This is a genomic window from Geobacter grbiciae, assembly GCF_018531165.1.
GTDB lineage: Bacteria > Desulfobacterota > Desulfuromonadia > Geobacterales > Geobacteraceae > Geobacter > Geobacter metallireducens.
Window position 1 is genome coordinate 16650 of sequence record NZ_JAHDIW010000020.1, and the last position, 19964, is coordinate 36613.

Genomic DNA, 19964 nt, shown 5'->3' on the forward strand with positions numbered 1-19964 from the left:
CCGCCCCTTCGAATGGTTATTTCACCAGCGACAGCGCCGCTTGTCCTTTTGCAGTCAGAAATGCCTCGACGGTGGCGGCGATGCCGGCGCCGTCCAGGCCCAGATCCTTGCGAAGCTGGGGTTGGGGCCCCTGCTCGATGAAGCGGTCGGGGATACCGATCCGCTTGGCCCGCACATCGGTCATCCCTTCGTCCGCCAGCAACTCCAGGACGGCGCTCCCGAAGCCTCCCTGGAGGGCGTTCTCCTCCACGGTGACGATGCACCCGGTCCGCCGTGCCGCGCCGAGGATGAGCTCCCGGTCAAGGGGTTTCACGAAGCGGGCGTTGACCACCGTTGCCCGGATCCCCCTAGCTTCCAGGAGCTTCGCTGCCTCCTGGGCCGGATAGACCGTGGAACCGATGGCCACGATGGCGACATCGTCCCCTTCAGTCAGAAGCTCGCCCCGGCCGATCTCCAGGGACTGGATAGTCTGGTCAAGGGGAAGTCCATACCCGGCACCACGGGGGTAGCGGAGCGCCACGGGGCGGCCGGCGTAGATGGCGGTCTTCAGCATGTGCTGGAGCTCGTTCTCGTCCTTGGGGGCCATGAGGGTCATCTCCGGCAGGTGCCGCAGGTACGAGAGGTCGAAGGTGCCGTGGTGGGTGGGGCCGTCGTCACCCACGAGCCCCCCCCGGTCCAGGGCCATGGTCACCGGCAGTTTCTGGAGGCAGACATCATGGAATACCTGGTCGTAGGCCCGCTGGAGGAAGGTGGAGTAGATGGCCGTCACGGGCCGAAACCCGTCGGCGGCGAGGCCCGCCGCAAAGGTGAGGGCGTGCTGCTCGGCAATTCCCACGTCGAAGAAGCGTTCCGGGAACCGTTTCGCGAAGGGGGTGAGGCCGGTGCCGTCGGGCATGGCCGCAGTGATGGCGATGATCTTCTCGTCCTCCTCGGCCAGCTTCACGAGGGTCGCGCCGAAGACCCCGGTGTAGGATGCCGCCCCCGGCTTGCCGCCGGTGGTCTTGCCCGTGGCCACGTCGAAGGGGCCGACCCCGTGGAAGGCGGCCGGGTTCTCCTCGGCCGGCTGGTACCCCTTCCCCTTGGTGGTCATGACGTGGACGAGCACCGGCCCTTCGAGCCCCTTCACGTTCTCGAAGACCTCCAGGAGCTGCGGCAGGTCGTGTCCAGGAATCGGGCCGATGTAGTCGAAGCCCAGGGCCTCGAAGAGCATCCCCGGGGTGAGGAACCCCTTGAGGGAGTTTTCGGCCCGGCGGGCGAAGTGGAGGATGTCCTTCCCGATGGCCGGGATGTTCTCCAGAAGGCCCTGCATCTCCTTCTTCAGCTTGCGGAAGTCGCTGCCGGTCATCTTGCGGGAGACGAACGAGGAGAAGGCCCCCACGTTTTGGGAGATGGACATCTCGTTGTCGTTCAGGACCACGATCAGGTTTTTCTTCAGGTGCCCCGCCTGGTTGAGGGCCTCATAGGCCATGCCGCCGGTGAGGGAGCCGTCGCCGATCACCGCGATGGCCCGGCTGCCGCTCCCCTTCAGATCCTGTGCCGCGGCCATGCCGAGCCCCGCCGAGATGGAGGTGGAGGAGTGGCCGGCCCCGAAGGCGTCGTGGGGTGACTCGCTCCGCTTGGGGAAGCCGCTGATCCCCTTGTACTGGCGCTGGGTGTGGAAGCTTTCGCGCCGACCCGTGAGGATCTTGTGGGTGTAGGCCTGGTGCCCCACGTCCCAGATGAGCTTGTCGGCCGGGGAGTCGAAGCAGTAGTGGAGGGCGACGGAGAGCTCCACTGCCCCCAGGTTCGAGGCCAGATGGCCGCCCGTTTGCGACACTGTCTCGATGAGAAACCGGCGGATTTCATCTGCCAGCCCCGGGAGCTCCTCCCGGGGAATATTCTTGAGATCGGCCGGGCCGGTTATGGTGTCGAGCAGCTTGTACATGACGCTCTCCTTCATCGGTTGCGTAGGGGCGTGATTCACCACGCCCGGGGAGCAATGAATTGCGCCCCTCCATATTTACCGTACATATCCGTTGGCGCGGAACCATTCCACCGCACGCCCCAGGGCTTCGACGGCCGGGCGCTGGGGAAGCCCCAGTTCCTTCACCGCCTTGGACGAATCGAAATACATGAATTTTCTGGCCATCTGCACCCCTGCCAGCGGGATGAGGGGCTCCCTGCCGGTGATCCGCGACAGGGCCTCGTTTGCGTAGGCGGCTGCGAGGATAGGTAAGTAGGGGAGGCGCACCTTCGGCGCTGCGAGTCCCGTAACCGTTTCGAGGAGAGAGAATATCTGCCGCAACGTCAGATTCTCGTGGCCGAGGATGTACTTCTCGCCGATTCTGCCGTGCTGAGCCGCCAGGATGTGTCCCTGGGCGCAGTCCTCAACGTCGATGATGTTGAGCCCCGTGTCCAGGTAGGCGGGCATGGCGCGGTTGAGGAAATCGACGATGATCTTTCCGGTGGGAGTCGGTTTCACGTCGTGGGGGCCCACCGGGGTCGAGGGATTCACGATGACCAGGGGGAGTCCCCGGGCCAGGAACGTCTCAGCCTCCCGTTCCGCCAGAAATTTGCTTTTCTTGTAGTCCCCCACCATGTCGGCGAAGGTGACGGGGGTGGCTTCCGTGCCGGGGGTGCCGTCGCCGGGATTTCCCAGGGTCCCGACGCTGCTCGTGTAGACGACCCGGGATACCCCGTGCCGCAGGGCCGCGTCCAGGACGTGGCGGGTTCCCTCCACGTTGGCGGCGTACATGGCGGCGGGGTTGCGGGTCCAGAGGCGGTAGTCGGCCGCGGCGTGGTAGAGGACCTCGCACCCCTTGACCCCCCGGTCCAGGGATTCCGGGGAACAGAGGTCCCCCTCGCACACTTCCACATCGAGGCCATCGAGATTGCGCCTGTCGGAGCCGGGCCGGGCCAGAACCCTGACATGGCAGCCGTCCTTCAGCAGTTCCCTTGCTATGCTAGCGCCTATGAAGCCGGTTGCGCCGGTAACGAAAACCTTCATGGTTCCTTCTATCAAAACTGATGTAGGGGCGGTTCTTGAACCGCCCCTACGCAGGTGCCCGTTTCTGCGACTGGCTGGTTATCCCTTGTGGCCCTTCAGCGCCCGGTAGCGTCCCATGGCCATGAGCGGAAAGCAGTTCCGGTAGATATGATACTTGATCATGAAGTATTTTGGGAAGCCGGTTCCGGTGAACTGGTCCTCGTCCCAGGTCCCATCGGGTTGCTGGGTCTCGATCAGGTACCGGATCCCCCGGGCCACGGCCGGGTGGTCCACGTCGCCTGCGGCGAGCATGGAGAGGAGTGCCCATCCCGTCTGGGAGGCGGTGCTTGGGCCGGTGCCGGCCAGCTTCTGATCGCAGTAGGATTCGCAGCACTCACCCCAGCCGCCGTCGGGGTTCTGGTGGGCGGCGAGCCATTCAACGGCCTTGCGGACGTAAGGCTGTCCCATGTCTTCGCCATAGGCCTTGAGGCCGCAGAGCACCGACCAGGTGCCGTAGATGTAGTTGACCCCCCAGCGTCCCCACCAGGGGCCGTCCGGTTCCTGGTTCTCCTTGACGAACTGGAGCGCCCGCACCGCGGCCGGGTGGTCCTTGGGGTAGCCGAAGGTTCCCATCAACTCCAGCATCCGGCCGGTAAGATCCGCCGTGGGGGGGTCGATGAGGGCCTCCAGGTCGGCGAAGGGAATCTTGTTGAGGATATGCTTGGTGTTGTCCTTGTCGAAGGCTCCCCAGCCGCCGTTCTTGCTCTGCATGCCGATGCACCAGGCAATGCCGCGCTGGATCGCCTCCGCCTTGGCCTTCGAGTCCTTCACCTTCACATCCTTGATGGCCATCATGACGATCCCCGAGTCGTCCACGTCCGGGTACCAGTCGTTCTGGAACTCGAAGGCCCATCCCCCCGGCTCCAGGTTGGGGGCCTTGATTTTCCAGTCGCCAACCTTGCGGACTTCCCGGTCCAGGAGCCACTGGGCGGCTTTCACCAGGGCCGGGTGATCGGTGGGAACTTCGGAGTCGACCATGGCCATGAGGGCCAGGGCCGTGTCCCATACCGGCGAGATGCAGGATTGGAGGACGATCTCGTCGTCGCTCTCGATGCAGAAGTTGGCCAGGGCCTGAAGCCCCTTGGCAACGGCCGGGTGGTCGTTAGCGTAGCCGAGGCAATGGAGGGCCAGAACCGAGTTGAGCATGGCCGGCTGGATGCCGCCCCAGTCGCCGGTGGGCTCCTGGTGGTCCAGCACCCACTGTTCGGCAATGGCCATGGCCTTCTTCATGCCGGGGCGGATGGGGCTCGCCTCATAGACCTTGAGGATATGGTCGATGCCGATGAAGATGTTCTTCCAGGTAAGGATCCCGTCTTCCTTGGTGAAGGTGTAGTCCATGGGGCGCGGCGGCCGCACGTAGAGTTCCTGCACCCTCGCCCAGGGGGGGAGCTTGCGCACCGGCCGCTCGGCCATGACGATGGAGAGCGGAATAATGGTCGCCCGGGACCAGCTGGAGAACTCATAGAGGTTGAAGGTGAAGCCGTTGGGAAGGAGCATCATCTCGATGGGCATGGAGGGGACCCCCAGCCAGGAGAATTCGCCGAAGAGGGCCAGGAAGATCTTGGTGAAGACCCGTGCCTTGAGGATGCCCCCTTTCCCGAGAATGAACGTGCGGGCCTTCTGCATGGCCGGATGGTCGGCGGGGTAGCCGGCCAGCTTCAGGGCGAAGTATGCTTCGATGGTGGTGGAGAGGTCGCCCGGCCCTCCGTGCCAGATGCACCAGCACCCCTCCTCGGTCTGCTTGGAGAGGAGATAGGTAGCCATCTTCCGATCTTTGTCCCGGTTCACCAGCCCCATGAAGTGGAAGAGGATGACGTACTCGGCGGTGATGGTGACGTTGGACTCCAGCTCCGCCCACCAGTACCCGGCGGGGAGTTGCTCCCGCAAAAAGAACTCCTGGCTCCGTTTGATGGCCTGGTCGAGGGGGCTCGTGGTTTCCACGTCCCGCTTTTTCCAGATGGAGGCGGGGAGGTGGTGGACCTTGCCCCCCCGTTTCTTCTGCGGCTCCTCTTTTGTCTCTTTCGCTGTTTCGTTGAAGGAGGTGAGTGCGTGTGAAATGGGATGCTTGGAAATCTTCATCGAAATGCTGCTCCTTGATTCTCAGAACACTCTCTCCCGATGCCGGGATGAGTGAGAAAAAATAAGCATGTACTTCTAGCACAGAATTAACAAAAAAAACATAGTTTTCCCGTGTTGCCCGTGCCGATGGGGCACAAGGGACGGCTCGGGCGGGGAGATTGTCTTTGCCGGTGGGGTATGGTACGCTTCGCGAGTTTTGCCCGATACCGACAGATGAAGGATGCGATTCGATATGGAAAAGAACAGTGGTACGAAACGCTTTACCGGGCTTTTCGGGTTCGTTGCCCGCCACCCGCGGCTGATTCTCGCGGTTGCTCTCCTCCTTTCAGTCCTCTCGGTGATCTACACGAAGGAGCGGATGGAGTTCCTCACGGGCCGGGACGACCTGATGCCGAAGAACGCCCCCTTTCAGCAGGACTATCGAGCCATTCGGGCCGAGTTCGGCGACCGGGAAGAGATCGCGGTCGTCATCGAGAGCGCTGACGCAGCCGCGGCCTCCCGTTTCGGCGAACGGCTCCAGGAGAAGCTGGCCGCGGACCGGACCCGGTTCCGTGAGGTCTTTTTCCCCGGGGGGATGCCGTTTTTCAAGGAGCACGGCCTCCTCCTCATGCCTCTGGAGGATATCCGAAACCTCCGGAAGAACTTTACCATGGCAAAGCCGGTTCTCAAGGAGCTGGCAACATCGCCCACCGTCCAGACCCTCTTTACCCACCTGACCGGCCGGATGGATGCCTACGTGGCCGGTGGCGGGAAGGGGGGGGAGGCTGAGCTGGCCGGCATCACCTTCATGCTCGACAAGCTCGGCACCGGCATTGACGCCTTCGGCGGGGGAAAGAAGGGCTCATTCTCCCTGGAGGAGGTATTCCTCGGGGGGGATTCGGCCCTGGCCCGGGCCGGCCGGATGCAGATCCTGACGGTGCGGCCGGTGAAGGACCCCGGGAGCTTTGTCCCGGCCGTGGAGGCCATCGGGGCGGTACGCAGGGAGGTCAAGACCCTCAGGGCGCTCCCCGAGTTTGCCGGGGTGACCGTGGGGCTCACCGGGACCCCGGTCCTCGAATACGAGGAGATGGCCACCAGCGAGCGGGACATCACCATTGCCACAGTCCTCTCCCTGGCCCTCACGGTGGTGCTTCTCCTCCTGGCATTCCGTGGGTTCCTGAACGTCATGGCGGCCATGGTGACCCTCATCGTGGCGCTCTGTGTCTCCTTCGGCCTGGCGACTCTGGTGGTGGGGCACCTGAACATCCTCTCCATGGTTTTTGCCATCATGCTGATCGGCATTGGCATCGAGTACGGCATCCAGGTGGTGCTCCGCTACCAGGAGGAGCTGGGGCTCGGCGAAGGCGAATTGGAGGCCATCAGTACGGGGCTCAACCGCAACATTTGGGCCATCGTTATGGCCGCCTCCACCATTGCCGCGGCCTTTTTCACCTTCGTCTTCACCGATTTCAAGGGGATCTCAGAGCTGGGTGTCATCGCGGCGCTGGGGGTCTGCGTCTGCGTCCTGGCCACCTTTACGGTCCTGCCGGCGGTCCTGGTGCTCCTGGCGCCGTACCGCAAGCGCAAGGAGGAGGAGCGGGAGGCCCGGGCCGCAACCATTCTTGCCCGCTCCTCCCGGATGAAGGCCCTGGAGCGTTTCCTTTTCGGCCACCCGAAGACGGTCATAGGGATTACCCTCGTCCTCTGCGCCGCGTCCATCTATCCCCTTGTCCAGACACGGTTCGACTACAACCTCATGAATCTCCAGGCCAAGGGGCTGGAGCCGGTGGAGTACGCCTACAAGCTGATGCGGAGCAAGGAAAATTCGGGCTACTTCGCCGAGGTCGTGGCCTCGTCCGCCACGGAGGCCCGTGAGCTGACCCGGCGCCTCGAAGCGCTCCCCGCCGTTGACCATGTGGTGAGCCTCGCCACCTTTGTCCCCGATGACCAGGAGGCGAAGATTGCCGAGCTGGCGGCCCTGCGGCGCGAGCTGGCCGACGTGAAGCCCGCCCCCTACGAGGAGGACCTTCGGGTCATGGAGCTCCCCACGGTCTTCGAGAACTTCAGAAACTCCGTGGAGCGGCTGAAGCTTCACCTGGAAAAGGAGCAGAAGCCCGAAGCAAAGCGGGTCGGCGCCTTCCTGGCCACCCTCGACCGTTTCTTTGCGACCCTCGAAAAGGAGAAGGACAAAAACGCCCTCGGGATGCTGCGGGACTTCCAGGGGGGAATGCTCGCCTCCTTCCCGGAGAAGATCGGGATGTTTGCCGACAGCCTCGCCGTCACCCCGGTGACCGAGGCGGATATTCCGCCCCAGCTTCGGAAACTGTTTGTGGGGAAAAGCGGGAAATATCTCCTCCAGGTGGCCCCCAAGGAGGAGATTTTCGAGCGGGAGCCCCTGAAACGCTTCCTGGACCAGGTGCGGAGCGTTGCACCCCGGGCCAACGGCGAACCGGTCATGGTCTACGAGTCCATGACCATCATGCGCGACGCTTACCTGCGGGCCTTTGTCTACGCCTTTGCCGCCATCGTGGTGATCCTCTTCGTCACCTTCCGGAGCGTCATCTACACTCTCGTGGGGCTCGTTCCCCTCGTGGTGGGGATCCTTCTCATGGTGGGGGGGATGTGGCTTTTCGGGATCAGCTTCAACTCCGCCAACATCATCGTCATGCCCCTCATCCTCGGCATCGCCGTGGACTCCGGCATCTACATCATCAACCGTTTCCGCCGCGAGGACGGCGACGCCGCCTCGGTCATCACGGGCAGCACCGGCCTGGGGGTCGTCTACAACACCCTTACCATCATGGCGAGCTTTGGCGCCCTCATGGTGGCCCACCACCAGGGAGTATTCTCCATCGGCGCGGTCATGAGCCTCGGGATGGTGGCCTGCCAGGCGGCCTTCGTGCTGGTTCTTCCGGCGGTTTTGACGCTGGTTAAAGGTCGGGACCGGGGACCAGGGACCGGGGACCGGGTTTAGAGGCAAACTGATGGCAGAGGTGACGATGAACAGAGGTGGTTCGGGAAGAGACGATGGTTCAAGGGGTGATGGCTTTTCCTGGTCCCCGGTCCCCGGTCCCCGGTCCCGGGGCCTTTCCGGTGCGGTGCAGCTTTCCCATTTCTTTCTCCGGGAGCGCCTGAGGCCGGGTGACCGGGCCGTGGACGCCACCTGCGGCAACGGCCACGATACCCTCTTCCTGGCGAAGTTGGTGGGGCCGCAAGGACGGGTGTGGGCCTTCGACGTCCAGGCAAAGGCCCTGGCCGCCACGGAAGAGCGTCTCGCCGAGGCTGGTTGCCGTGAGCGGGTCGCGCTCGTTCACGGCGGTCACGAGCGCCTTGCCGAGGTGGTCACCGGTCCGGTCCGGTCCGTGGTCTTCAATCTGGGTTTTCTCCCCGGTGCCCCCCGGGAGACCGTCACCACCCCCGAGACCACCATTGCCGGCCTGGAGCAGGCTGCGGCACTCCTCCTCCCCGGGGGGCTCGTAACCGTCGCGGTCTACACAGGGCATCCCGGAGGCGCCGACGAGGGGGCCGCCGTCGAGGATTGGGCAGCGGCCCTTCCCCCCGGCCGGTTCAACGTCTGGCACTGCCGCCAGGGGAACCGGTCCGGAGCGGCTCCCTATCTCCTGATCGCCGAGCGGGTTCCCGCGTAGGCCCGTCTTTTCCCGTTGACGCTTGTCCGCGGCTCCTCCCGTAGTACAATGAACATGACATTTTTTTCATCGAGGAACCCTATGGCAACTCCGCTCCGCGTCCTGATCATCGAAGATTCCGAAGACGATGCCCTTCTGATTCTCCTCGAACTCAGGAAAGGGGGGTACGAGCCCGAGTACGTGCGGGTCGAGACCCCTGAGGCCATGATGGAGGCCATTGCCGGCCGGCAGTGGGACATCGCTCTTTCCGACTACGTGCTTCCCCGCTTCAGCGGGATTGATGCCCTCAATATCTGGCGCCAGAGCGGTTTTGACGCCCCCTTCATCATCGTTTCGGGGAAGATCGGCGAAGATACGGCGGTGGGGGCCATGAGGGCGGGGGCCAACGACTATTTCATTAAGGGGAACATTTCGCGGCTCGTCCCCGCCATCCAGCGGGAGTTGAAGGAGGCGGAGCTGCGCCGGAAGAAACGGGAGGCGGAGGAGGCGCTCCTGACCAGCGAACTCCGCTATCGCCGGCTCGTGGCGGCGGTTACCGACTACATCTATACGGTGGAGGTCCGTGGGGGGAACGTTGTGGCAACATACCACGGTCCCGGCTGCGCGGCGGTCACCGGCTATGGCCCCGAAGAGTTCAAGGGGGATCCGTTCCTCTGGTACCGGATGATCCACGAAGAGGACAAGCAGCGGGTGACGGAGCAGACGCAGCAGTTGCTGGAGGGTGAAGACATCCCCTCCATGGAGCATCGGATCATCCACAAGGACGGCTCCATCCGCTGGGTTCGCAACACCATCGTTCCCCGCTATGACGAGTTAGGTGGGCTCGCGGCCTACGACGGCCTCATCGCGGACATCACCGCCCGCAAGACCGCCGAAATCGAGTTGGGGCTCCGGAGCGCCGCGCTGAATGCCGCGGCGAACGCCATTGTCATCAGCGATCCCGGCGGGCGGGTCATCTGGGTCAATCCCGCCTTCACGAATCTTACCGGCTACACCCTGGAGGAAATCGCCGGCCGCGGTCTCGGCATCCTCAAGTCGGGGGTCCACGGCGAGGAGTTTTACCGGGATCTCTGGGAGACGATCCGGGCCGGAAAGGTCTGGCGCGGCGAGATGATCAACCGCCGCAAGGACGGTTCCCTCTACCCCGAGGCCCAGACCATTACCCCCGTGGTGGATGAGGCGGGAGTGGTTCGCCACTATGTCGCCATCAAGGAGGACGTGACCGAGCGCAAGCGTGCCCAGGAGGCACTTCTGGAGAATGCCCGCATGTCCTGCGACATGGAGCTGGCGCGGCAGATCCAGGGGGCGCTCCTGCCGTCGGCCCCTCCGGTCGTCACGGGAGTCCGTTGCGCCGGGCGGTGGGTTCCCGCGGCCCATGTGGGGGGAGACTACTATGACTTCTTCCCCCGGGACGACGGCTCCTTCGACACGGTCATCGCCGACGTCTCGGGCCACAGTGTCGGCGCGGCCCTCATCATGACCGAGGCCCGGAGCGTTATCCGTACCCAGGCCCGTTCCGGCGGTTCCCCTGCCGCCATCGTCAGATCCCTCAATGAGAACCTCTACGAAGACCTCACCCGGGCGGAGCTCTTCACCACCATGTTCTACGCCTCCTACCGGCCGACATCGGGCATCCTCACCTACGCCAGCGCGGGGCACAACCCGCCGCTCCTCTACCGGCGGGCCGAGGGGAGGTGTCTGGAACTGGACGCGGATGGGCTCATCCTCGGGGTAAAACCCCAGGTGACGTTCGAGGAGCGGGAGGTGCGGCTGGCGCCGGGAGATATCCTGCTCCTCTACACCGACGGGATCACCGAGTCCGATAACGGCAGCGGAGAGCTTTTCGGGATCGGCCGCCTCAGTGCCCTCCTGGCTTCGCTCCACGGCGAGGAACCCGAGGCGGTCATCGAGGCCGTGCTGTCGGAACTGGCCGCATTCACCGGCGGCAGGCCCCCTGCGGACGACATCTGCACGGTGGCGGTGAAAATCACGCCATCATCCGGCTCAGGATCAGGAGAAAGTTGCGGGTGAGGAGAGGATGGAACTCCCGCCCCCGCCGGTCAAGGAGCATGCCGGCGATCTGGCGCAGTTCCACGGAGTCGCTGTAGGCCCGGCGGGTACGAAGCGCGTCGAAAAAGTCGGAGATGGAGGTCATCTCACTGACGAGGCTCTGGCTCCAGCCGGGGGGCACTTCCGGATAGCCGGAGAAGTCATGCTTCATGTGGTGCTCGAAGGCCGCCACCGCTGCCAGATGGGGCACTCCGGGCGTTTCGATGAGGCAGCGGGCCCCCTGGTGGGGATGGCGGCGCATGATGCGCCATTCGTCCTCGGTGAGCTGCGCCGGCTTGGTGAGGATCTCCCGCGGGACGAACATCTTGCCGATGTCGTGGAGGAGGCCGGCAATGCCGATCTCCTGCAGGAGCGGCCCGTCGATCCCCAGTGACATGGCCTGGGCAAGGTTGAGAATGCAGACGTTGACCGAGTGGGCGAAGGTGTATTCGTCCAAGTCGCGCAGGGGGGCCAGGGCCATGAGGGGGCGGGCCTGCTCCCGCAGGGCCGTGATGATCCCCCCGACCACGTCGGCGATGCCGGCGGCCCGCAGTTTCCGGTTGCGGGCGACATCCTCGTAGAGCTCGGTTATGCGGGTGACCTCCTCGGTCGTGAAATCGGCGAGGGGATCCTTCTCGTCTCCCTCACCGGACCGGTTGAAGCGCACCTCCACCCTGCCGAGACGGATATGCTCCGTTGACCGGATCTCTCCCCCCTTTTGCCCTCCTCCGAGGGAGGCAGCCAGCGATGACAGCTCCTCCCCGGTGATCCCCTGGAGAAACCGGATGTGTCCTATTCCCCGCGCCCGCAGCATTTCCACGAACCTCCCCACGTAGAGGCCCGTATCGAGGGGGACTCCCCCTGCAAGAAGCTCGTCGCCGATGATGACGAGGGAGATGTCGGGCTCCTCCTGCAGAGTGGTCGTCAGGTTGTCAAGGGTTACGGCCCGCAGCCGCGTCACCTGCTGGTGGTCAAAGGAGTAGAGGGCCGCGCTGGAGACGGCGGTTACCAGGTGCCGCACGGCGTTGCGCAGCGGTTCCAGGGCACTCCGGTTCATGGACGCCTCCCTGTCATGGTCCGCAGTGTTTGCCGGGCGGCCTGCTCCAGCTCGGGTACCCCCGAAGCGGCCGCTTCCCGGGCAAGGGAAAGCGCGTCCGTGGCGGGATACCGGGCGAGGGATCGGGCAATCTCGACCTTGAGGCGCGTCACGGAGGCGGTGCGGAGGATGCTCCGGGAGCGGAGGATGCGTGCCAGGTCGGGGAGCACCGCCGGGTCCCCCGTTTCGGCTAGTGCCCTGACCACGGCGCAGCGAACGTCGAAATCGGGGCCGGTAATCCCCCCCTTGTGCAGGAGCACCAGCAGCCGCTCCCGTACCCTAGGGCTGCGGCTGCGGTCCGCGAGCTGGATGGCGGTCAGGAGCGTTTCACGGTTTCCGCTCCCCAGTTCCCGCAGGAGCATCCGTTCTCCCTCGGGGTCCCGGAAATGGACCAGGGTCCGGAGGGTCTCCTGGCGCACCCGGGGGTGCGGGTGGTTCAGAAGGCGGTGCAGGGGGTGGATAGCGGCGGGGTCGTTGAGCCCCCGCAGAATCGCCACGAGATTGCGGACATAGAACCAGCGCCCGTCGTCCAGCCGCGCCACGACTTCCCCATAGGCTGCTTGTCCCAGCGACAGGAGGCACGCCACGTAGTAGCGCCGAAGCGACATGCTTTCCTCTTCGGCCAGCCGGTCAAGGAGAGGCGCCACGCAGGGAAAGCCGATGCGGGTGATGACAGCGCGGATGTCGTCATAACGCTCTTTTCCCCACACGACCGGGGCAGCCATCAGCGGGGTCGTGAAGGATGGTGTCGCGATTGATGTCAGAAGCCGCTGCTGAAGTGGTGTTGACGGCGCTTCTCCCGGGGAGGGGAGATGGTCGCAGACGGCCCTGAGGGCTGTGAAATCGCCCGCGTCCAGATAGTACGCGCAGAGTTCGCCGAGGCTTTCCTCCATGCCGAAGGTTTCTCCCTCGGGGTCTGATTCCAGGACTTCGAGGATGATGGCCCCCACCTTTGCCTCATGGTTTTCCCCCTGGAGCAGTGCCTTCAGGTCCCCTGACTCGGCAAGCCCCGAGGCGATCTTTCCGGCGGCAACGATCTGCTCGAGATTCCCCTGGTAGGCGTCGGGGATGTACTGATCGAAATTTCCCTCCCGGAGCACGGTGCCGAGCCTGTGCCCCACCCGCAGGGCCTCTGTCCGGGAGAGGGGGGGTGCACTGTCGTTTTGGGATGCGCCGAGTTTCCGGCAGAGGTTCAGGATGATCGGGGGAATGGCGACGTTGCGGTCGTTCAGGTCCGCGATGGTGTCGAGGATGATGCCGTCATCCACGGATGCCACGAGCCGGCGGGCCGCGTCCGGGCGTTCGGCCAGGGAGGTGAAGGCTTTGCCGAGGAATTGATGGCGCCGCTCCGGGGTGAGGGACTCCACGAGGGTCCCGAACCGTTCGGCGCACTCCCGGGCCGTCTGCTCTCCGTCGGAATCCCGGTCCATGCGGCGCATGAAGGACGCGATCACCGCGTCATAGGCTGTGTCCGGACCTCTCTGGTCGCCGAAGGCGTGGCCGTTCAGCACCTGTGCCAGAAGGAGCGGGTCGAGGGGAGGGCGCTTCGCTGTCGCATCGCCCAAGGGATCGATGGTCCCGTCCAGAAGCCCCCTGACGAACTGCTCCCAGAGGGACGCCGAACCGCTCCCCCCTTCCGGCTGGCCCGTGAGCTCCTCTTCCTCGGTGACCCTGAAGAGGTCATAGTTGACCCCCCGCACCTCCAGGCGTGTCAGCCCTTCCGCCCGGGCGACCGCTTCGATCCCGCCGCCGGCGCCGATCTCATCGCGGCTTCGCGAGAGAAGTGCCCCAAACCGGAGAAGTTCGTCGGCGTCCAGGTGACGGTGGCAGGTGAGGGCAACGACCCCCCGGTCGGAGAGTGCCCGGGCGAAATCGCGGTAGACGGGGTTTCTGCGGTCGAGGGGGTGGTCGCCGAACAGGATCGTGTCCCTGGCGATGCCGAGGGTAACGCTCTCGGTCCCGGCCAGGAGCCGATTCAGGAGGCTGGCCACCTTCACGGCCGCGTCCCGGGTGACCGGGTGGCCCGCCGGGTAGGCGGTCACGTGGCGGCGGAGGATGTTCATCTCGATGACCAGTGTCGAGAGCATCTCTATGTCGATGTCGGCATGGGGGAGTGTCATCGGGCTGTTTCCTGTTTGTGAACGGTCAGGCCGATAGTAGTTCACGGCGAGCCGTTTTCGCAAGAGGCAAACCCCGGTCTGGACGAGTTTTGCGTTGCAATGGCTCCGCGAACAGGGGTAAATAGGCGCAAGAACAATCCCGCGAGGTTTCCGGCATTATGCTCACCACGGTGCTCCCGTTTCTCTGCATCCTCCCTCCCCTTGCCTACGGCGTCATTTCCCTCGGCTGCGCCCGGTCCTACTTCGGCCGCCGGCGCCCCGCACCGGGGCACACGCCCCCCATCTCGATCCTCAAACCGGTAAAGGGGATGGACGCGGGGAGCTTCGACAACTTCGCCTCCTTCTGCCGCCAGGAGTACCCGGCCCCGGTCCAGATCATCTTTGCCTGCGCCGATGCCGCCGATCCGGTTATCCCGGTCATCGGGCGGCTCATGGCGGAGTTTCCCGCCATCGACATGGATCTGGTGGTGGACGCCACCCTCTATGGCCCCAACCACAAGGTTTCGAACCTGATCAACGCCTTCCCCAGGGCGAAGCACGAGCTCCTCATCGTCTGCGACAGCGACATCCGGGTATCCCCCGACTACCTCCGGGAGGTGGCGGCCCCCTTCGCCGACCAACAGGTGGGGCTCGTGACCTCCCTCTACCGCAGCCCCGGCGTGGCGGGCGCCGCCACGGCCGTGGAGGCCATGGGATTCACGGTGGAGATGATTCCCAACGTCATGGTGGCCATGAAGCTGGAAGGGCTCTCCTTTGCCCTGGGGGCCTCCATGGCGGTGCGCCGGGAAGCCCTGGAGTCCATCGGCGGCTTTCCTGCCCTGGCCGATTACCTGGCCGACGACTACCAGCTCGGCAACAAGGTTCACAAGGCGGGGTGGCGGCTGGAACTCTCCGACTGCTTCGTGGAGAGCGTCATGCACCGGGAGGATCTGGCCACGGTCCTCTCCCGCCAGCTCCGCTGGTCGCGCACCATGCGGGTCTCGCGCCCCGGTGGCTACCTCGGCTCCGGCATCACCCAATCCTTTCCCATGGCCTGCCTGGCGCTGGCCCTTTCCGGATTGTCCGGCGCCGGCTGGGGGGCCGTGCTCCTCCTCTACCTCGTCCGCGCCGCCGTTGCCATGGCCTTCAGCCGCTGTTACGTGAAGGACGGCATCTTTCCCCGCTGGCTCTGGCTCCTTCCCCTGCGGGACTTCCTCGCCTTCGCCACCTGGGCCCTCTCCTTCGCGGGAAACCGTGTCCGCTGGCGGGGGAACCTGTTCCGGCTTCTTCCCGGCGGCAAGATCGTTGAATTGCCAAAAACATTTGAAACACGGAGCAACGGAGCAACGGAGTAAAATCTGTGAGGAAAATGCTTTCAGGTCCGTGCAGGAAACCAACTTCCGGCTCATCCCCTGTCCATCGCGAAACTGCGCCGGCGCCGGCGACCTTTCCCGTGAGCGGCATGGCTCCTGGACGGCACAGATTGTGCTTAAAGTTATAACTATTATAATTATGTGCGTTTAACTTCTTTTTTTGCGCCGTGGTTTGGTACTATGGATCGATAGAGCGCACGGCGGCGCAAAAAGGAGAGACGATGGAGCACCGCACGTCCATGGCCAGTATTGCCGAGATCATGGCACGGCCCCACTGGGTATTTGACCTCGATGGCACCCTGACCGTGCCGGTCCATGACTTCGCGGCCATCCGGGCCGATCTCGGCATCCCGGATGGGACCGATATCCTGGGGCATATCGAGTCGCTTCCCAACGAGGAGGCGCGGCGCCTTCACCAGCGGCTCGACGAGATCGAGGAATGTCTGGCAGCCCGGGCAGAGCCGGCGGCAGGGGCGGTGCGCCTCGTGGAGACGCTCCACCGCCGGGGGAAGAGTCTCGGGATCGTGACCCGCAACACCCGGGAGATTGCCCTGCGGGTGCTGGAAACCATCGGCGTCGGGGGGCGTTTCGCGCCGGACGATGTCCTGGGGCGCCATGATGCCCAGCCGAAGCCTGATCCCCAGGGCCTCGCCATCCTCTCTACTCGGTGGGGGGCCACGGGGAGGTCCATGGTGATGGTTGGGGACTACCTCTTCGATCTCCAGAGCGGCCGGGCATCCGGCGCCGCCACCGTCCACGTGGACCGGAGCGGGAACTTCCGTTGGCCGGAACTGACCGATATCGCCGTGGAGAGCCTCGATGAACTGGCCGAGCTGCTCGGAACATGAAAGGAGTTACTCCCTGAACCGCTCCCGTGCCCGGTCGTATGACTTCTGCAATTCATGGAGGGCCTTTTCCGTTCCGGCTTTCATCTCTTTCCATGCTTTGCCGCTGGCCCCCTTCATCTCCTCCATCTTTTCGCGGAGGGCGTCCTGCTGCTTGCGCAGATCGGCCATCTCCCGGGCGAAGGCTGCTTTGGTCTCCTCCGTAGCCTGCTTCATCTTTGCGTCTAGTTCGTCGATCTTTCGGCCGATTTCCGAGGCCTTTCGCTCCGTGTCGCCGCCGTTCTTTTCCTGCTGTGCGGGTTGTTCTTCGCTGGCTGGTACCGTGGGGGGATAAAGGATGGAAAGGGCCAAAAGGGCTGCGGTTGCCACAATAAACGGTCTCATGGTGCACTCCTTTGCTCCGGGATTCCGGCACTCCGTGCCGGTTGCATCCGTTTAATAGTAAAGCCAAGGGTGCCGCCATGCAAATGATGTTTTACTAACGGACGCCAATTGATGTAATGGGGATACTGGAAGACCATGGGAACTGGCCGTAACGGGGGGCGTGCGATTGTAGCGACAGGCTTGGGACAGTGCTGCTGGGATACCCTTGCGGTGGTCGATTCCTATCCGTCCCCCGACAGCAAGGCCGAAGCCGCGGTCTGGGCGGAACAGGCTGGCGGGCCCACGGCCACGGCGCTGGTGGCCTTGGCGCGGCTCGGGATACCCTGCCGCTTCGCGGGTGTGGTGGGAGATGACGATGCCGGCAGCCGGATCCGGCAGGCCCTCGATTCCGAGGGGGTGGATGGGGCGTTTCTGGTCACGAGGCGCGGGGGAGCATCACAGCGGGCGTTCATCATGATCGAACGGGGGAGCGGCCGCCGGACAATCGTCTGGCGGCGTCCCACTGGTGATCCCCTTGATCCCCGTGAGGTGCCCGATGCCTTCCTTGCCGGCAGCTCCCTCCTCCTCCTGGACGGGCTCATGGCCGACGCTTCGCTCCATGCCGCCGGAAGGGCGCGGAGCCTCGGCATCCCGGTCATGGTGGATGCGGGGCGGATGCGGCCCGGCATGCTCGACATCACCCGGCAGTGCGATTACGTGGTGGCGGCGGAGCAATTCTTCCTGGACCTGGGGTGGGATCGCACGCCGGAGCATTTCAGGGGGCTGGCGGCCGACCTCGGCGCGCCGGTGGTCACCGTGACCCTTGGCGCGGCAGGAAGCCTCACCTGGAGCGGAAACGAGCCGTTTCACGTCCCCGCCTTCACGGTGGATGCGGTCGATACCACCGGTGCCGGCGACGTCTTCCACGGCGGTTACGGCTATGGCATCCTCCAGGGATGGAGTGTGCGGGAGACGGTCGTCTTCGCCTCGGCCATGGCCGCCATGAAGTGCCGTCAGGTGGGGGCCCAGCAGGGGATACCCCGTCTCCCCGACGTGTCGGACTTCCTGGCGCGGCGGAATATAACGGTGCTTCCGAACCCACAGACAGAGGTCAGTCCGTGACACAACTCAGTCTCAAGACCCGCATGGCAGTTGGAGTCGCTCTCCTGTTCCTCTGTTTCGGCTCGGTGACCGGATTTTTCGCCCTCACCTACTTCCAGCAGAAATTCAAGGAGAGTATCTCCACCCACCAGGAGGCGCTCCTCTCTTCCCTTGCCAATGATCTGGACAGCAAACTCCTCTTCGCCCAGAAATCCCTTCAGGCGTTTGCCCCCAAGCTGACTCAGGAAGTGCTTCGGAATGAGGATAAACTCCAGCAGGCCCTTGACGACAAGACCACCCTCCATCTCCTCTTCGATGCCCTGATCGTATTCTCCCCCGAGGGGAAGCTCCTCACCGAAAGCCCCCAAAAGCTCGAGATCCGGGGACGTGATTATTCCTTCCGGGACTATTTCAAAAAGACCGTCGCGACCGGAAAGCCCCAGATCAGCACCCCGTTTGTTTCCACCTATGCCCCGGGCCATCCGGCGGTCATGCTGACGTTCCCGCTTTTTGACGCCAAAGGGCGCATGACCGCCATCCTGGCCGGCCATGTGGATCTGCTGGGAGAGAACTTCCTGACGGACCTCCGGCGGCTGTCCATCGGCAAGAGCGGCTATGCCGTACTGATCGACGAAAACCGGACACGGCTCATCCACCCGGACATATCGCGCATCATGAAACAGGTTCCCCCGGGGTTCAATCCGCTCTTCGACCGGGCCATGGCCGGCTTCGAGGGGAGCGGCGAGTCCGTAAACACCAGCGGAGTCCAGATCCTTGCTTCCTATAAGCGGCTTCACGCTGTCAACTGGCTTTTGGGGATCGTTTATCCACTTGATGAGGCCTATGGGTCCCTCTACCGGGCGCGGGCCTATTTCGTGAGCGCCCTGGTGCTGGGGATTGTCCTGATGCTCCTGGTGAGCTGGTATGCCATGCAGCGGCTGATTTCACCCCTCTCGCGCCTGACCGGCCATATCAAGGCAATGGCTGCCGAACCCGAGGCGGGGGGGCGGACGGTTCCGGTGGAGACCGGCGACGAGATCGGCACCTTGGCAACGGCCTTCAACACCATGATGATCTCCCTCAGGGAAAAACAGGAGTCGCTGCGGAGAGCCGTTACGCGGGCCGAGGATGAGCGGGAGAAGGCCGATGCCATCATCGCTGCCCTCGGTGACGGGCTCAGCATCCAGGACCGGAATTTCCGCATCCTCTACCAGAACGAGAAACACCAGAAGATTACCGGCGGGAACCATGTGGGGAAGTTCTGCTACGAGGCCTACCGCCACAACAACCATGTCTGCGATGACTGCCCCGTGGCCCAATGCTTCGCCGACGGCAAGGTTCACACGCGGGAGAACCGGAACGTTTCGGGGGGGAACGCAGTCTTTGTGGAAGTCTCCGCTTCGCCGCTGCGGGATGCCACCGGCGGGATCGTTGCCGGCATCGAGCTGGTGAGGGATATCACCGAGCGGAAACGGACGGAGGAACAGGTCCGGATCCTCAACGCCCAGCTTGAGCAGCGGGTCAGGGAGCGGACCGAGGAGCTGCAGCAATCTTTGAAGGAGATGGAGACCTTCTGCTATACGGTGTCCCATGATCTCCGTACTCCCCTCAGGGGAATCCATGGATTCAGCTCGATCCTCCAGCAGGATTACGCCGATTGCCTTGACCAGGAGGGGAAAGAATACCTGCAGCGGATCGGCGGCGCCGCCAACCGCATGGGTGAGCTGATCGACGACCTGCTGGAGCTCTCCCGTGTCAACCGGGACGAGCTGAGGCGGGTTCCGGTGGATCTGACCACCCTGGCCGGGGAGATCGCCGACGACCTCACCCGGAGCCAGCCGGAGCGGAACGTGGAGTTCGTCATCGCGCCGGGACTCCGGGCCACGGGCGATCCGTCACTACTGGGGGCGGTCCTGGCAAACATCATCCATAACGCATGGAAGTTCAGCTCCCGCAATCCCGCTGCTCGCATCGAGGTGGGCTCCCGCACTGACGGGGAGGAACAGGTCTTCTACGTGAGGGACAACGGGGTGGGGTTCGACATGCAGTACGCAGACAAGCTCTTCCTCCCCTTCCATCGTCTCCACGCGGCCGAGGGATTCGAGGGGACCGGCATCGGCCTCGCCACGGTCCAGCGGATCATCGAGCGGCACGGGGGGCGGGTCTGGGCCGAAAGCGAACCGGGGAGGGGGGCCACGTTCTTCTTTACCGTCGCGGTGTCCTGACCGGGCTTTCCCTTGGCCGATTCTCCTGGCAACCAGAGGCTCAATTCAACTTTCTACGCTGTTGACGTTCAAATTGCCGCTGC

At 64.2% G+C, this 19964-nt stretch carries 13 protein-coding genes; 7 read left to right on the forward strand and 6 right to left on the reverse strand.

Features of this window, described 5'->3' with window-relative positions; all coding sequences use genetic code 11:
* Positions 1 to 16: 16 nt before the first annotated feature.
* The 3 genes from dxs to shc form a co-directional block, all read right to left on the reverse strand.
* Positions 17 to 1924 (reverse strand): 1-deoxy-D-xylulose-5-phosphate synthase, encoded by a 1908-nt coding sequence (gene dxs / locus KJB29_RS17035; protein ID WP_004513982.1) that lies wholly within the window; start codon positions 1922 to 1924, stop codon positions 17 to 19.
* A gap of 75 nt (positions 1925 to 1999) precedes the next feature.
* Entirely contained in the window at positions 2000 to 2986 is a 987-nt protein-coding gene (hpnA, locus tag KJB29_RS17040) for a hopanoid-associated sugar epimerase (RefSeq protein WP_004513983.1), read from the reverse strand.
* A 78-nt stretch (positions 2987 to 3064) separates the two neighbouring features.
* On the reverse strand, positions 3065 to 5104 hold the full coding sequence (shc, locus tag KJB29_RS17045; RefSeq protein ID WP_004513984.1) for a squalene--hopene cyclase: 2040 nt from the start codon (positions 5102 to 5104) through the stop codon (positions 3065 to 3067).
* A gap of 232 nt (positions 5105 to 5336) precedes the next feature.
* On the opposite strand from shc, the gene KJB29_RS17050 reads away from it, so the two are divergent.
* The 3 genes from KJB29_RS17050 (at position 5337) to KJB29_RS17060 (ending at position 10761) form a co-directional block, all read left to right on the forward strand.
* On the forward strand, positions 5337 to 8057 hold the full coding sequence (locus KJB29_RS17050; protein ID WP_215735540.1) for an MMPL family transporter: 2721 nt from the start codon (positions 5337 to 5339) through the stop codon (positions 8055 to 8057).
* A 10-nt stretch (positions 8058 to 8067) separates the two neighbouring features.
* Positions 8068 to 8730 carry a tRNA 5-(aminomethyl)-2-thiouridylate-methyltransferase MnmM gene (mnmM, locus tag KJB29_RS17055; RefSeq protein WP_246561838.1) on the forward strand — a complete coding sequence of 221 codons (663 nt, stop codon included), beginning with the start codon at positions 8068 to 8070 and terminating at the stop codon, positions 8728 to 8730.
* Positions 8731 to 8811: 81 nt separating this feature from the next.
* Positions 8812 to 10761, forward strand: a complete 1950-nt coding sequence (locus tag KJB29_RS17060) for a SpoIIE family protein phosphatase (protein WP_215735541.1) — start codon at positions 8812 to 8814, stop codon at positions 10759 to 10761.
* On the opposite strand, the gene KJB29_RS17065 is transcribed toward KJB29_RS17060, so the two are convergent.
* Both KJB29_RS17065 and KJB29_RS17070 read right to left on the reverse strand, forming a co-directional pair.
* Entirely contained in the window at positions 10718 to 11836 is a 1119-nt protein-coding gene (locus KJB29_RS17065; RefSeq protein ID WP_215735542.1) for an HD-GYP domain-containing protein, read from the reverse strand. The two genes, KJB29_RS17060 and KJB29_RS17065, sit on opposite strands and share 44 nt — an antisense overlap.
* Positions 11833 to 13995, reverse strand: a complete 2163-nt coding sequence (locus tag KJB29_RS17070) for a HEAT repeat domain-containing protein (protein WP_215735543.1) — start codon at positions 13993 to 13995, stop codon at positions 11833 to 11835. Before KJB29_RS17070 ends, KJB29_RS17065 begins: the two co-directional genes overlap by 4 nt.
* Positions 13996 to 14153: 158 nt before the next feature.
* On the opposite strand from KJB29_RS17070, the gene hpnI reads away from it, so the two are divergent.
* Entirely contained in the window at positions 14154 to 15329 is a 1176-nt protein-coding gene (hpnI, locus tag KJB29_RS17075) for a bacteriohopanetetrol glucosamine biosynthesis glycosyltransferase HpnI (RefSeq protein WP_215735544.1), read from the forward strand.
* Positions 15330 to 15568: 239 nt separating this feature from the next.
* Complete coding sequence (locus KJB29_RS17080; protein ID WP_215735545.1) at positions 15569 to 16195, forward strand: HAD family hydrolase; 627 nt, start codon at positions 15569 to 15571, stop codon at positions 16193 to 16195.
* Positions 16196 to 16201: 6 nt separating this feature from the next.
* Here KJB29_RS17080 and KJB29_RS17085 read toward each other — a convergent pair whose 3' ends face one another.
* Positions 16202 to 16576 (reverse strand): sll1863 family stress response protein, encoded by a 375-nt coding sequence (locus KJB29_RS17085; RefSeq protein WP_215735546.1) that lies wholly within the window; start codon positions 16574 to 16576, stop codon positions 16202 to 16204.
* 135 nt (positions 16577 to 16711) lie between these two features.
* On the opposite strand from KJB29_RS17085, the gene KJB29_RS17090 reads away from it, so the two are divergent.
* Positions 16712 to 17677, forward strand: a complete 966-nt coding sequence (locus KJB29_RS17090) for a PfkB family carbohydrate kinase (RefSeq protein ID WP_215735547.1) — start codon at positions 16712 to 16714, stop codon at positions 17675 to 17677.
* Positions 17674 to 19881 carry a sensor histidine kinase gene (locus KJB29_RS17095; protein WP_215735548.1) on the forward strand — a complete coding sequence of 736 codons (2208 nt, stop codon included), beginning with the start codon at positions 17674 to 17676 and terminating at the stop codon, positions 19879 to 19881. Before KJB29_RS17090 ends, KJB29_RS17095 begins: the two co-directional genes overlap by 4 nt.
* Positions 19882 to 19964: the final 83 nt, after the last annotated feature.

Bases quoted from the DNA above. Each gene is read 5' to 3' on its own strand.
- dxs (WP_004513982.1), bottom strand. From the start codon at position 1,924: ATGTACAAGCTGCTCGACACCATAACCGGCCCGGCCGATCTCAAGAAT.
- hpnA (WP_004513983.1), bottom strand. From the start codon at position 2,986: ATGAAGGTTTTCGTTACCGGCGCAACCGGCTTCATAGGCGCTAGCATA.
- shc (WP_004513984.1), bottom strand. From the start codon at position 5,104: ATGAAGATTTCCAAGCATCCCATTTCACACGCACTCACCTCCTTCAAC.
- KJB29_RS17050 (WP_215735540.1), top strand. From the start codon at position 5,337: ATGGAAAAGAACAGTGGTACGAAACGCTTTACCGGGCTTTTCGGGTTC.
- mnmM (WP_246561838.1), top strand. From the start codon at position 8,068: ATGGCAGAGGTGACGATGAACAGAGGTGGTTCGGGAAGAGACGATGGT.
- KJB29_RS17060 (WP_215735541.1), top strand. From the start codon at position 8,812: ATGGCAACTCCGCTCCGCGTCCTGATCATCGAAGATTCCGAAGACGAT.
- KJB29_RS17065 (WP_215735542.1), bottom strand. From the start codon at position 11,836: ATGAACCGGAGTGCCCTGGAACCGCTGCGCAACGCCGTGCGGCACCTG.
- KJB29_RS17070 (WP_215735543.1), bottom strand. From the start codon at position 13,995: ATGACACTCCCCCATGCCGACATCGACATAGAGATGCTCTCGACACTG.
- hpnI (WP_215735544.1), top strand. From the start codon at position 14,154: ATGCTCACCACGGTGCTCCCGTTTCTCTGCATCCTCCCTCCCCTTGCC.
- KJB29_RS17080 (WP_215735545.1), top strand. From the start codon at position 15,569: ATGGAGCACCGCACGTCCATGGCCAGTATTGCCGAGATCATGGCACGG.
- KJB29_RS17085 (WP_215735546.1), bottom strand. From the start codon at position 16,576: ATGAGACCGTTTATTGTGGCAACCGCAGCCCTTTTGGCCCTTTCCATC.
- KJB29_RS17090 (WP_215735547.1), top strand. From the start codon at position 16,712: ATGGGAACTGGCCGTAACGGGGGGCGTGCGATTGTAGCGACAGGCTTG.